The 14794-nt window shown below is 45.7% G+C and carries 9 protein-coding genes; 6 read left to right on the forward strand and 3 right to left on the reverse strand.

All coding sequences use genetic code 11. The annotated features are described in order from the left end of the window. Positions 1–8: 8 nt before the first annotated feature. From K339_RS0122140 to K339_RS34465, 3 genes are all read left to right on the forward strand, one after another. Positions 9–2987, forward strand: a complete 2979-nt coding sequence (locus K339_RS0122140) for a DUF4132 domain-containing protein (protein ID WP_028525561.1) — start codon at positions 9–11, stop codon at positions 2985–2987. Continuing rightward, positions 2974–4179, forward strand: coding sequence for a VWA domain-containing protein (locus K339_RS0122145; protein WP_037301671.1), 1206 nt, complete (start codon positions 2974–2976; stop codon positions 4177–4179). Before K339_RS0122140 ends, K339_RS0122145 begins: the two co-directional genes overlap by 14 nt. A 74-nt stretch (positions 4180–4253) precedes the next feature. After that, a complete protein-coding gene (locus tag K339_RS34465) occupies positions 4254–5495 on the forward strand; it encodes an FG-GAP repeat domain-containing protein (protein ID WP_037301586.1) in 1242 nt (413 codons plus the stop codon). Positions 5496–5581: 86 nt separating this feature from the next. On the opposite strand, the gene K339_RS37260 is transcribed toward K339_RS34465, so the two are convergent. Beyond that, positions 5582–5737: a hypothetical protein gene (locus tag K339_RS37260; RefSeq protein WP_157607700.1), complete on the reverse strand. Its 156-nt coding sequence runs from the start codon at positions 5735–5737 to the stop codon at positions 5582–5584. Positions 5738–5945: 208 nt separating this feature from the next. Between K339_RS37260 and K339_RS0122160 the strand changes: the two genes are divergently transcribed. The 3 genes from K339_RS0122160 to K339_RS0122170 all read left to right on the forward strand — a co-directional run bounded on the left by K339_RS0122160 (position 5946) and on the right by K339_RS0122170 (position 10888). Then, complete coding sequence (locus K339_RS0122160; protein ID WP_028525563.1) at positions 5946–7112, forward strand: CPBP family intramembrane glutamic endopeptidase; 1167 nt, start codon at positions 5946–5948, stop codon at positions 7110–7112. 78 nt (positions 7113–7190) lie between these two features. Beyond that, on the forward strand, positions 7191–9605 hold the full coding sequence (locus K339_RS34470) for an alpha-L-rhamnosidase-related protein (protein ID WP_037301589.1): 2415 nt from the start codon (positions 7191–7193) through the stop codon (positions 9603–9605). Between the two features lie 119 nt (positions 9606–9724). Beyond that, positions 9725–10888, forward strand: coding sequence for a PQQ-dependent sugar dehydrogenase (locus K339_RS0122170; protein WP_028525564.1), 1164 nt, complete (start codon positions 9725–9727; stop codon positions 10886–10888). Between the two features lie 46 nt (positions 10889–10934). Here the strand turns inward: K339_RS0122170 and K339_RS0122175 are convergent, their stop codons facing one another. Together K339_RS0122175 and K339_RS0122180 are read right to left on the reverse strand one after the other, a co-directional pair. Continuing rightward, positions 10935–12206 (reverse strand): beta-1,2-mannosidase, encoded by a 1272-nt coding sequence (locus K339_RS0122175; protein ID WP_028525565.1) that lies wholly within the window; start codon positions 12204–12206, stop codon positions 10935–10937. A 166-nt stretch (positions 12207–12372) separates the two neighbouring features. Then, complete coding sequence (locus K339_RS0122180) at positions 12373–14754, reverse strand: glycoside hydrolase family 95 protein (RefSeq protein ID WP_028525566.1); 2382 nt, start codon at positions 14752–14754, stop codon at positions 12373–12375. Positions 14755–14794 lie beyond the last annotated feature (40 nt).

Consider the following 14794-nt stretch of genomic DNA (forward strand, 5'->3'; position numbering starts at 1 on the left):
AAACAGCTATGAATCAAGACATTCAACTTGAAAACTACATTAATACCGTCAAAAAAGGTTATTGCTATATCTACTATCATACGACCTTTGACCAAATTTTTAGCTATTTAGGAGGTGAAACGGAGCAGTGTCCCCGTATGAACAACCTCAGTTCATGGCTATTGCACGAATTGTTCGATCTTCTTCCCCCCAAATTAAACGAGTGGGGAGAATTTCATGAACGGGTTATGAATATCGCCACCCAGCCTAACGTCTGGGAAGCCCCCAAACACCTAAGAGACTCTTCCCATGGCTGTTACAGTTATTTTTTTCGCTGGATGATTCGCCAACTAGAAGAGAATAGTTCGTTGTCGTTGTATCTAGTAAAGCAGCTTGAATCTCACGCCCAAAAATACAAAATTACGTTGCCCTTTTTTGTCAATGGATTGGTATTTGGAGGAGCTAACCTATTAGAGACTTCGGCAAAACCAACTGGCTTGGGGCTATTTATCTTAGAACGATTGGAAGAAAACAAAACCATCTATTTCCAAGCTTTCCAGCCCAATTACCTCCCATACTTAACGTTGCTCTTAGCAACAAAACCTGACTTTGTACATCAGCACGTTACCACCTTTCTTCAATTTGAAAATCAAATTCAGGTGGTGGATAAGTTACTCAATTTCGATGCCCCGTTGTACGAGCCCTATATTGAAAAACGTTTAGAGAAGGTCAAAAATTCTGAAAATTTGATTGCCATCAGCCAATTATTATTGGATAATTTTCCCGATAAATACCAATCTCGCACAACAGAATTGATGCTCAAAATAATCTCCAAAGAGCATCATATCATGAAATCGGCACGAATCCATTATAGACCTAACAGCACCTATGTCCAGCATCTTGGGCGTCACGTTACTTTTCTCGAAACAAGCATTGATTATCTACTAAAAAACAAAATTGAAGGTGCGGAAGAGATTATCCTTAGCACACTCAAAGATTGTTATCAAATTCCCATTGAAGTCATCAAGGGAATTGCCTTGCACTTAGGCCAAAATGGTATAGACCTCATCATGGAAGGGTTAAGAATGAATTTACAAAACCTGAATTGGGAAAATAATTCATTTTTTAAAGAGTATTTCAAGCTTCTTGGCACCCTTGATTTTAGAAAATACGAGGAAGAAGTATGGGCACTTAGCGCACATAAAACGAAAAAGATACGCGAGTTAGCGGCAGTTACTCTCAGTAAATTAGGAAATCACTCAACCCCCAAAGCGGCGGCACTTCTTCAACACAAAAAGGCAGAAGTTCGGCAGCTGGGAGCGTTGATTTTGTCCCTCATTAAAACCGACGAATCTCTTGCTATTCTCACCAATGCGCTCGAAAGCGAAAAAAATGACGATGCCCGCGACCTGATGCTCCAAGGGTTAAGTGGACTGATGTCAGCTTCTGCCACCAAAGAACAACTTCAAGACAAAATAGCAAAAGCTCAGGAGCGCGGAAAACTTGACAACTCCATTGAAAGTTGGCTCCAAGAAGCCCAACTCCCCAGTTTAACGTACCTCGACGGGGATAAACTCACACCAAACGCTATTCGGTTTTTGTTTTATCGGATGAGCCGAGCAAAAGACATTCGGATTGACCTTGAGGCTAAAATACTTTTAGAACTCATTGATAAATCTCAAGCACAACCTTTTGCCGAAGCCGTTCTCAAAAATTATTTCTCCATGGGTGGGGCCGATGCCAAACAGAAATTTTGCCTTACCCTCGGGAGTATTTTGGGAGGTGATGCCGAAATCGACCTACTGAAGCGAAAAGTGAACGAATGGGTCGATGCTGGAAGAGGCAAAATGGCCGAATACGCCGTCAAAGCCATTGCCCTCAATGGGAGTACCAAAGCGCTACGGGTTGTTGAATTTTTCTCAAGAAAATACAAAAATAAGAACAAGAACATTGGGGCTGCCGCCAATGAGTCCTTTGGTTTGGTAGCCGAAGAACTCGGAATTTCCCCCTATGATTTAGCAGACTCCATCATTCCTGACTTTGGCTTTGAGGGTCTTTTCAAACCATTCGAAGTGAATGAAGATGCCTATCGGGCGTTTATCGACAATAATTTCAAATTGGCCTTCTTAAACGAAGACAACAAAGTAGTCAAATCACTACCGAAAGGAACCGCCAAAGAATTACAAGAAGAGTTTAAAGAAATTGGCAAAGAGATTAGAGACATTGTCAAATCTCAGTCTGGTCGATTGGAGCAATATCTTGTCATTCAGCGAAAATGGTCATCCGAAAAATGGCAAGCCTTTTTTATGACCAATCCCATCATGTTTGTGTATGCTATTCGACTAATTTGGGGAGCATTTGACCAAAACCAACAATTGCACTTTACCTTCAAAGTACAAGAAGACCAAACGCTCATTGACGAAAACGGCGATGAAATCGAATTGGAGGAAGACCTTTTCATTGGCATGGTACATCCCCTGCAATTAAATCAGGCTCAAAAAGAATATTGGATTGAAACCCTTTCCGATGCCGACTTATCCCCTATTTTTCCTCAACTCAACCGAAACGTCATTGAATTTGATGAAAAAGAAACGGGGAAGACGATTTCTAAAAAGTTTCAAGGAATCGAAATGAGCGGCTATGCGTTTGTGGCAAGGCTCGAAAAAACGGGCTGGTTCAGGGGTTCAGTAGTGGATGGCGGTGGTATTTCAAGTTATTACAAAGATTTCTCAGAACTGAACATCACGACTATTTTACTGCAACAAGGCAACATTGGCGTTGGTTACTTAGATGAAAACGCCATTTTGGGTGAGCTGATGTTTGTTTCAAACAAAAGTGTACACTTTGGCAGCTACGTTTACGACGAACCGTCCAAAATCGACGACCCTCGCCTCATTCCTTTTGAGCAAGTTCCTGCCATTGTTTACTCAGAAATAATGGCCGACATGCAGTTTTTTAAAGAAAATGATGCCCGAAAACAAAACGATACCCAGAATGGCACTCACTGATTCAGAAAACTTACGCCGTTGGCGACTCATTTTAGGCGGTGACGAAGCCGACGGAACTGACTGCCAGCTACAAGGGCTTGATGCACAAATGGATGCCTCGCTATCAGCCCTTTATGAATTTGAGCGAAAACAACGATTTGATTATCAATCACCCCAAGAGGGTGGCAGTCGAAAAGGAGGGTCTGAAGGCTCAAATCCTGCGGTGGCGCGCTGGCTAGGCGACATTCGCAATTATTTCCCCCAATCGGTCGTGCAAGTCATTCAAGGAGATGCGCTCAAACAACCCATGCTTCAGAAAAAGCTCATGCTCGAACCCGAAATTTTGGAGCAAGCCACCCCTAATGTAGCCTTGGTTGCCAACTTGATGGAATTGGGAAAATTGATTCCTTCTAAGACCAAAGATACCGCCCGCCGTGTGGTTCAAAACGTGGTTGAAGAACTGATTCAAAAGTTGGAACAAAAAACGGTTCAGGCCATTACTGGCGCGTTGAATCGAAGCAGTAGAAACAAACGTCCTCGCTACAACGAAATCGACTGGAATACCACCATTCGCAAAAATTTAAAACATTATCTCCCTGAATACAAGACGATTATACCCGAAACAAGAATTGGCTACGGGCGAAAAAGCAAACGTTCGCTCAAAGACGTCGTCTTGTGTCTCGATCAAAGCGGGTCGATGGGAGCTTCGGTCGTTTACTCGGGGATTTTTGGGGCAGTGATGGCTTCTTTACCCCAAATCAAAACCCAAATGGTCGTTTTTGACACCGAAGTAGTGGATTTAACCGAAGACCTAAAAGACCCCGTCGAACTACTTTTTGGCGTCCAATTGGGGGGAGGAACGGACATTAATAAAGCTTTGGGTTATTGCAAAAAAATAATTGCCCAACCAGATGACACCATTTTAGTTCTTATCACTGACCTATGCGAGGGCGGCGATGAAAGCCAAATGCGAAAACGCGTGGAAGAACTGGTAGCTGACGGAGTACAAGTCATTTGTTTATTGGCGTTGGACGATTCGGGAGCGCCTTATTTTGACACCCACAACGCCAAATTTTTATCTACCTTGGGTGTTCCCGTCTTTGCCTGTACGCCCGACCTTTTTCCTGATATGATGGCGGCGGCTATCAACAAACACGACATGGCACAGTGGGCGGGCGACAATGGCATTGTGCTCAAAGGAAGCAAATCATAGCACAAAAGTAAAAGCTCAGTAAATCATTCTTTTATGAGAAAGTTTCAAAATCTGTCCTAAACCTTTCTAAAAACATGATTTACAGAGCCTTTACGCTTTTTCTTTTATTAGTATGTTTTGGTAGTTGGGCACAGCAGCCCGTCACTACGATGCTTCCTTCTGGCTTCAAAAAAACTACCCTCACACGCGAATTTATTTCGGAGGGGGCGACCGTCGCCGACCTGAACCGTGACGGTAAAATGGACATTGTAGCGGGGTATTATTGGTTTGAAGCTCCCTCTTGGAAAGTTCACCAAATGCACCCCGCCGACGCGAAACAAGCTGAGTCGCCTGCCGTGGGTTTTGGAATGTTTTCCAACGTTTTTAACCCCCGAAAAGAATACAGTAATTCGTTTCTGAATTTAGGAATGGACGTTAATCTGGACGGCTGGGACGATGTGGTAATCATTGATTTTCCAGGAAAACCCGCTTTTTGGTTTGAAAATCCCCAAAACAAGGCAGTAAAAGCTTGGACAAAACACATCATCGCCGATTCGATGGGCGTTTCCAACGAATCTCCCGCGTTTGTGGACATTGATAAAGACGGACGGCTTGATATTTTGTGCGGCGACCCTGCAAAAAAACAAATTGTTTGGCTCAAAGCTCCCACCAAAAAAGGAGAAACCAAATGGCAACGATTCCCTCTTACGGGCGAAAAAGTAGCAGGAACCGAAAATTTTTCGCACGGAATTGGCTACGGCGACCTCAACAAAGACGGCCTGAACGACATTGTGGTACGGGAAGGGTGGTTTGAAGGAACCAAAGACCTTGGTTCGGCCAATTGGAAGTTTCACCCTGCCAACCTCGGCGACCCTTGCTCGCACATGCAGATTTTGGACGTGGATGGTGACGGTAAAAATGACGTCGTAAGTGCCTCCGCCCACGCGCTAGGGGTATGGTGGTACCAACAAATCACGGATGCCCAAGGCAACCTCAACTTTAAAACCCACCTTATCAGTACCACTACCGCCCAAACGCACTCTTCCATCATGGCCGACTTAGACGGCGACGGCAAAAAAGAATACATCACGGGCAAACGTTTTTTGGCCCACCACGGCCGCGACCCAGGCGACGCCGATGCGTCTATTTTATTTTGGCTAGAATTTACCCCAGGCCAAGCCCCCTACTGGAAAGAACACCTGATAGACAACGATTCGGGGTCGGGATTGAACGTTACGGTAAAGGACATGAACAAAGACAAGACCTTAGATATCGTCATTGCCAATAAAAACGGGGTGTATTTGTTTGAAAATTACCTTACGAAAAGCAAAAAATAAGGCGAAACCTTTGTAAAATCACGAAACAAAAAAGCGAGCCTCGGCTCGCTTTTTTTATGGAAAATGTTTGTCTTGGCTGCTAAAAGCTAGAAAAATAGCCCTTTGCTAATCATTGGGTACAAGTAGTGAAATACGATGTAACCAAAAATCAAGAGAGTTAAGCCAGCTAACCAAATCGTTTGGTCTAGTACCAACGGGGTTCGTTTATCTTCAATGATGCGGTAACTTTTTACTGGTTTCATAATGCGGTAAAGTTTAAGAGTTTTCAGGCGACAAAATTGCCTACTTTTCTTTGAATGCTTTAGCGTAAAAATACCTGTTTTTCAAAGAAGTTATTTTTCGGTTGCCTTAAGTACCCAGATGATACCATTTAATGACTGTAGAAAAACGACTCAAATAAATAGCCCGTTTTTTGGTTTGAAAGTAGTACTAGCAAAGCGCTAAACTCTTATGAACTCCTCTTCGACCTATCCTCAGTTGCTTATTAAAAGTAGCCTGCTCACCGCCTTATTTTTAGGGCTTTGCCTCACTTTCAATCGCCAACTCTCGGCCGCAGAACTTGCCCTAGACAGTCCCTTTTTTGTGATACTTTTCTTTCTACTTTTTACCGTTGGGCACCCTGCGGTAGTGGCACGGTGGCAACCTCGGCTTACCTCTTCAGGACAACGGGCGCTGCTTTTTCCTGCGTTGCTGATTGGCATTTTGTATGCTTACCTCATCGTCCACGGCCACAGTCCCTTTCAGGGTTCGGCGGGGTTGTTTATCTTTTTCTTGGTATTTCCAACGCTCGGCTTTATTGCCTTACAACGCGTTGATGCCCCCGTGGCTTGGTCGGATGTCATTTTTTTGCTGATGATTGTGATTCCCGCCACCAGTATTTCGTTTGGCGTCGGGACGTCCTTGCCCTTCAAAGGCTCAGGATTCAGCAACGCCATGCGTTTGGTGATTATGATTTCGGCCGTATATGGCTTTTCGTACGTTCGCCGCCTACCCAACGTCGGTTTTTACCTCACATTTCGGTGGAACTACTTATTGATCGCCTTGGGCGCTTGGCTATCGTTTTTGCTGTTGGTGGCCGTGCTTGGTTATTTTGGAAAATTTTTAAACCTGACGGGGCACGACATTCTTTCCCCCAATTTTGCCTACGAATACCTCAAGGATTTTGTGCGAATCTTTTGCGGAACGGCACTTTTTGAAGAATTATTTTTACGAGGAATTTTACAAAACTTAATCACCCGTAAAGTCACCGACAGCCCCCGCTGGAATGGCTACTTGAAATGGGGTTTTATCGTATTTTTTGTACTATCGTTTGTCACAGGCTACTTGGTCGAGCCCAAACTCACTTGGTTTCCCATGCTCACCACTGCCTTGCTGTTTGGCGCTGCTTATTTGATAGAAAGACAGAAATTTGAAAAATTAGGCACCTACACTGCCCTCGCTATCACCAGTGTATTTTTTGGGCTTGTGCATTTTCACGCGGGTTCCATGCTTTTTGTGGGGCTTGCCAGTGTGGCAGGTTGGGCGTATGGCTATACCTACCTCAAAACCCAAAACGTATTTTATGCAGCCCTTGTCCATACGCTTGTCAATTCGTCGGAGTTTTTGTTTCACATTTAGGGAATTGGCCATCCATCCCACCATCATCATTACAAAGTTTCTTGTAACTTGCAATCTTGTGTTCCATTTAACCTATTGATGATGAAAATAGCACCGTATCTATTACTTGGGCTGTTGGCCGTCCAATGCAAAACAGCGTCTAAGCTTCCCCAAAATTTGCAAGAAACGCTGGCCGATGTTGAAAAAATCAAAGGCCGTACCGAGTACATTGAATCCCCTTACGTGACGGCGGGCGACCGCGTCTATATGGTGGGTCACCAAGACGGCTCTTTTCCCGACTTGGGATGGCACATTACGGGCGAAATGGGGGGGATTTGGGACCATCCCATCAAATTGATGGATGGATTTTCGGCCCAGTTAACCCTCAACAATTCAACCCTTTGCCTTAGCAAAGCCGACACTTTTTACAACTATCCCTTTGCAAATCAACACGTTTACCTTCTGCCCAAAGAAGGAGTGCGGGTAGAACGTTTGCAGTTTGTACCTGATGGCAAAGAGGCAGTGGTGGTTCAGTATGCGTTTCATAACTCCGACGCTAAAGAGAAAAAAATCACGTTTCAATTCAACGGAAAATCGGATTTGCGGCCTACGTGGCTTTCCCAACGCACCAACACCCAAGACGGAAACGACCAAGCGACGTTTGATGCAGGTACCAACGCTTGGGTCGTGAAAGATAGCCTTAATGAATGGTTCGTTACATTTGGGTCAACGCTCGCGCCCGTAAAACACGCGACGGACGCCAATGATTGTACCTTAAAATCAGTAGGAAAAGGCACCAATGCCTCACTGACCTATGAGCTAACGCTTCCTGCCAATGGGTCGCTTGTGTTGCCGTTCACGGTTGCTGGTTCGTACGAGTCGAAGGCCAATGCGCAGGCTACGTTGGTGGAAGTTCAGGAAAAAACGGCGGAATTATTCAGTGCCAAAAAGAAAAGATATGCCGAATTAGCGTCACAAACGCAGATTTCGATTCCTGACAAAGAGGTACAGCAAGCCTTTAACTGGCTCAAATACAGCACCGACTGGCTAGTTCGCGATGTCCCTTCGGTGGGTCGTGGGCTTGCCGCAGGTCTTCCCGATTATCCTTGGTGGTTTGGGGTGGACAATGAATATTCATTGCAAGGCGCATTGCTCATCGGTCGCTTTGATATTGTATATAAAACCATTGAGTTACTCGTTAAAGAGTCGAATCGAGTCAATAAAAACAGCGGGCGGATTCTCCACGAAATGTCCACCAACGGACAAGTGTTTAACGAAGGCAACATCAACGAAACGCCCCAATTTGCGACGCTTATTTGGACTGTTTATCAGTGGACGGGCGATAAGGAGTTTTTGGCCAAGTACTACCCCGTGGTGGTAAAAGGCTTGGATTGGTTGATGAAAGAGAACGACAAAGATGGCAACCTCCTTCCCGACGGCTTCGGAATGATGGAAATTCACGGCTTAAACAGTGAAATGATTGACGTGGCAGCTTACAGTCAAAAAGCCTTTGCGGACGCGGCCCAAATGGCCAAAGAAATGGGCGACGTGACGTTGGTGGCCAAGTACCAAACCATTGCCCAAAAAATCAAAGACAAAATCAATACGGAGTTTTGGGTAGCTGAGAGTCAGTCGTATGCCGATTTTATTGGAACGAAAGAACAGACCCTCCACCTCATTGACGACGCCATCGTGAGGGCTGATACGCTCAAAAAACCGTGGGCGGTCGCCGAAATGAAAGCCTTGAAGGAAAAGGTCAAATCTTTGCCTGCGGGCACAAAAAAGGGCTTCGTCCTCCACCACAATTGGGTCGTAAATACGCCGATGGAAATGGGTATCGCCGATGCTGACAAGGCTTTAAAAGCCCTTGAAACGGGGCAAAAGTTTGTCAATCCGTTTGGGATGTTTGTGACGGGCATCGACCGCGACGAGTCAGCGGGCAAAGACGTAAGTTCAGCGGCGAAGGGTAAGAAAACGTTTACCTATACGGGTGCGGTCATGACGTTGCCAACGGGTGTACAGGCCATTTCAGAAAATAACTACGGCCGCCCCGACCAAGCCCTCGACTACCTCAAACGCATGACACGGGCTTTTAGCTTTGCACTCCCTGGTTCCATGTACGAGGTTTCTCCCGACTTTGGAATGTTTGCCCAAGCGTGGACGCTTTATAGTTTTGGCGTGCCGATTGTCCGTCAATTCTTTGGTATTCAGCCCAATGCTGCTCACAAAACCATACGGATTCAGCCGCAATTACCTTCGACTTGGGACAAAGCAAGCGTGGAAAAATTAACCATTGGCGACAATCAGCTAACGGTTCATTTTGAAAAAAGTGGCAACCAACAAACCATTCGCCTATCCCAAACCAAACCAGAGTGGAAGATTGTTTTTGCTTTGCCCAAAGGGAAGTATAAGACGTGGAAAATGAACGGTAAAAGCGTAACGGCGACGCCAGAAGGAGCGTTTGAAATAACGGGAGGCAACGGGGAGAAAATCGAACTCGAAGCCTTACAGTGATATGAGTTTACCTTCCCGAAAGTTTGAAACTTGTGGGAAGGTCTTAAATGACACAAAATCTATCCTTCCGAAAGTTCAAAACTTTCGGGAGGGTCTTGACCTCTATATCCCCTCAGCCCATGCCCACAAAGATCATCACTCGTACCCTTCCGTGTATCCTTGTATTAGGACTCTTGGGCTTCTTGTCCAATCCACAACGAGCGGTTCCCAATACCCCAAAAAAAGTGCTAATTTTAGAAAACGCCTTCCCTCACCTCACATTTGAACGACCCGTTGAGTTCACCCACGCGGGCGACGGTAGCAATCGTTTGTATGTGGTTGAGCAAGAAGGACGGATTCGGGTGTTTGAAAATAGCCCATCGACAAAGTCAGCCGACGTTTTTTTAGACCTTAAAAACAAAGTTTCGTCGGAAGGGGAAATGGGGTTGCTAGGACTTGCTTTTCACCCCAATTTTAAGCAAAACGGCTATTTTTACGTATATTATACCAAACGTAAACCATTGGAATCCATCATTGCCCGCTACCAAGTGGTTTCCAATAAAGTGGATGTTTCGACGGAAACTATTTTACTGCGGTTTGACCAGCCCTACGATAACCACAACGGCGGCAAAATCGCATTTGGCCCCGATGGATACCTCTATATTGGGACAGGAGACGGCGGTGCGTGGGGTGACCAGCATAATTATGCCCAAAATCGAAGTTCGTTGCTGGGAAAAATCTTACGAATTGACGTCAACCAAACAACCCGAGGTGCTTACGGCATTCCAGCTGACAATCCCTACGTAGGCTCGACGGAAGGTTTTCGGGAAGAAATTTACGCTTATGGACTGCGAAACCCGTGGCGCTTTAGCTTTGATGCTCGCACAAAACAGCTTTGGGTGGGCGATGTGGGTCAAAATGAATTTGAAGAAATAAATATCGTAACCAAAGGAGGTAATTACGGCTGGCGACTCAAAGAAGCCGTTCGTTGTTACAACCCCCGCAACGATTGCGACCCCACACAACAACTCATCGACCCAATTCACCATTACCCTCGTTCCGACGGCGTTTCAGTAACGGGTGGGTTCGTGTATCGTGGTTCGCGTGCGCCTTCCCTGCGGGGAAAATACCTTTTTGCCGATTATAGCAACGGCCACATTTGGGCACTTTCGTTTGAAGGAAATAAAAAAACGGGACTGGAATTGGTCAGTAAAGAAGGCGGGTCGGTTTCAGCCTTTGGCGAAGATGCACAAGGAGAACTTTACATTTTAGACCACAACAGTGGTAAAATTAGACGATTTTAACGGTCACCTTCCCGAAAGTCTTGAACTTTCGGGAAGGTGAGCTCGACTAAATACCCTTCGCTATTTTATCCAAACGCACAATCGACTGCACCATCGAACGCACATCATGGTAGTTGATTTTCCACGAATGGCTCATGTGTTTCCAAATCGGCACCCCTTGGCGCGTCATCAGTGGCCACCACTCTCCTAGTTCGTGATTAATCATTTTGTCAAACACAAAACGGTGGATGTTTTCGTACGCCTCCAGATACTTTTCGTCTTTGAGGTAACGATACGCATCCAACATCCCAATCAACATTTCGGCCTGTTGCCAGAACTCTTTCTCGCGGTCATACACTTCTCCCGCGTGCGAACCTTCAACATACACTCCGCCAAACTCCCAGTCAATGCCGTATTGTAATGAATGACTATACGATTTTTTGATTTGGTCACCGTAGGTATCGTAAGGCAAACCCAATACGTCGAGGGCGTGCATCAACAACCACGCAAACTCCGAATTGTGTCCGTAGCTAGTATTATCTTCAGCGGCAGCTTTCATGCCGTCTTCGGAGAAACGATCCCACCCCCACACTATATCAAACTTGATTTGCGGAGCCACTGACCAATCCGCCCAAAACTGCGGAATACCCGTCCCGTAATCAGAGTGCATGATTTTGGTTACCAACAATTCAATGACTTCTAGCAACTTACGGCGGTGAACTTCCAATCCTGTACATTCGTAAAGGGTCGTAAAAGCTTCCATCAAGTGCATGTGCGCATCAAGCGTTTTACGGTCACCACCCGCTGCGCCAGGGCCTTTGAGGGTCCAATCGCGGTGAAACATTTCAAAATAGCCTCCAAAGTGTGTATCTGCTCCGTATTTTTGGAGAAGGTCAAAACATTTTTCGGCGTACTCGCGGCCGCGTGGATCTCCTGTTGCTAACGTATATTCACTTAACGAATAAATGCAAAAGCTCAACCCGTAGATAATTTTCTGGTCGTTGGTCACTTCTCCCTTGCGGTTGGTCATCCAGTAAAACCCACCAAACTCCTCGTCCCACATGTTGTTGATGAGGTAATCTACTCCGTGGCGAGCCATTTCGGCAAATTCTCCATTGCCATATCCTGCACGGTGTACCGATGAATACGTAAATACCGACCGTGATTGGGCAATCAGCGATTTTTCATCTTCCCCCGAATCGTTACCAAACTGGTCGAAATGTGTAATGAAACCCCCATTTTCTTTATCAACTGTACGCTTTACCCAAAAAGGCAATAATCCATTGTTAAGGTACGTCTCAATTTCCTGACGCAAGGAGGCGATTTTTTCAGAAGTCATAGTTAAGAGCTTTTTTTCTTAAAATACAAACATGTGTTATAACTACTGAAAGTGCGTCTATTTAGGCTATGACTTGCCAAGTTTATATTCCTCCATACCCAAAACTTGGCAAGTCAAACCATTTACAAATCAGAGACTTGCCAAGTTTAAAATAGTCATAGCAAGTCTAAAGGGCAATGGTTGTTGGCTTTCCTTTTTGCACCGTGATTGTTTGGGTGTTTTTGCCGTATTTTACGCTGACCGTTCCGCCTAGTTTCGATGATACTTGCGCTTGGGTCAACTGCCCGTTTTTCCATTTCATATCCACCACATAACCGCCTCTGGCACAGAGCCCTTTCACCTCGCCATCTTTCCAAGCCGTGGGTAGGGCGGGCAAAAGTTCGATGTTTCCGTCGTGACTTTGAAGAAGCATTTCGGCCAAACCTGCCGTTGCGCCAAAATTTCCGTCTATTTGAAAAGGTGGGTGAAGATTAAAGAAATTGGGCGCTGATTTTTGTTTCAAAATAATGTTGAAATTTTTCAGCCCTTCATCACCGTTTCTCAGCCTTGCCCAAAAATTAGTCACCCAAGCTGCACTCCAACCCGTTTGGCTCGCTCCGCCTCCGTTGGCCAAGCGATATTCCAACGATTTTTTGGCCGCTTCTACCAATTGTGGCGTTTGGCTGTAGTTAAACGCATTGCCAGGGTAAAGCGCGTACAGATGCGACATGTGGCGGTGCCCTGGCTCCACTTCTTTGTACTCTTTAGCCCACTCCATCACGCGCCCGTCAGAACCAATTTTTACGGGCTGTAGCTTTTTGCGAGCGGCTTTCAAGTCTTCAATAAAAGCGTCTTTGTCGTTAAGAATCTCAGCCGCACTGATGACGTTGCCAAAAAGCTCGTCGATGATTTCTTGGTCGTGCGCGGGGCCCATACTGATAGAGCCTCGGCTACCATCGGGGGCAACAAAAGCGTTTTCGGGCGAAGAAGCGGGACCCGACACCAGCAGCCCCGACTCACGGTCAACGACCAACCAAGCTTTGTAAAAACGAGCAGCGTTTTTCAACGTGCCATACACCGACTGCAAATAGTTTTTATCCTTCGTAAACGCATAGTGTTCCCATAAATGTTGGCAAATCCAACCACTTGCCCCCGACGTCAACCCCCACGACGGGTGCTCGCCAGGCGAGGTAAAACCCCAGACGTTCACAATCGGATTGACACTCCAGCCTGGTAGCCCAAACTGTACAGAAGCCGATTTGGTGGCGGGTTTTTCAATATCCTTGATAAATTGCGTCATCGACAAATGCAGCTCACTAAGATTGGTAACTTCCGCAGGCCAATAATTCATCTGAATGTTGATATTGGTGTGGTAATCACCATTCCAAGGTGTCTGGATTTTGTTGGCCCAAATCCCCTGAAGGTTGGCGGGAAGGGTATTTTCGCGGGTCGATGAAATCAACAAATAGCGACCAAATTGGAAATACAGTTGCGACAAATGATTGTCATTTTCAGAAGTTTTAAGGGTCGAAAGTCGCTCATCTGTTGGAACATTGTCGGCCGTTTCGCTCAACGTCAACGCCACTCGATTGAAGTACTTTTGGTAGTCGGCAAGGTGTTCTTTTTTGGTTTGACCAAAAGGCTGCACAAACGCTTTTTTCAAATTGGCCGCCGTAATCCCTTGGTAATCTCGCCCTTTGTAAATGGGATAATTGGGCAAATAATCGGTAGAAGCCGTGAGGTATAAAATCACTTCGTTGGCATTTTTGACCACCAATTTATTATCCAAAAACGACTGCGTTCCTCCGCTCAACTTGGCTTTGAGCCGCGTCATATACTGCATTCCGTCTGCGCCTTGTCCGTTGTGCAGCGCGCCAAACATCCGTAATTCGCCGTCGGCTGCCTCAGTTGTAAACCGCTCAGGACGATTGAGGGAGGCAGTAAAACTAATAGCTCCCGCTTTGTTGGCCGTCAGGCGTACTACCAGCGTATTCAAAGGCCCGCTGACAAAATACTCGCGTTTATACGTCACGCCATCTTGGGAATAGCTGACATTGGCAACGGCCTCGTTTAAGTTCAAATCTCGATAATACGACTGATAATCAGCCTGTTTTCCAAAATCCAACCACAAATCACCCAAGGTTTGAAAGCAGCCAAAAGGCACATTCGCGCCGTTTCCCTGCCCCGAACCTTTGCCATTACAAATCTGGGTTTTGTTGGTCAACGCAGTCGCTTCTTTAAATTTACCTTCAAAAAGTAAGTTGCGGATTTCGTCCAAATACTTGGGTGCTTCAGGATTATCGTTGTCAAATGGGCTACCGCTCCAAAGCGTTTTTTCGTTGAGCTGAACACGCTCTTTGTTTACATCCCCAAACACCATTGCACCAATGTTTCCGTTCCCAATCGGCAAAGCTTTGAGCCATTCTTGGTCATCTTTCCAGCCTTCTTTGCTATCGAGTGTGGTGGCGGAAGCGGGTTGCTTGTACCAAAGTTTCAACGGTTGTTTTTGGCCATAAACTGTCCCCACAACTGCGAGACATAAACCGATTTTAATAAGTATTTTATTCATAGAATTGGATGTAAGAAATGGTTATTTCTAAAAGCTCCCA

The sequence above is a fragment of the Runella limosa DSM 17973 genome, from assembly GCF_000482465.1.
GTDB classification, from domain to species: domain Bacteria; phylum Bacteroidota; class Bacteroidia; order Cytophagales; family Spirosomataceae; genus Runella; species Runella limosa.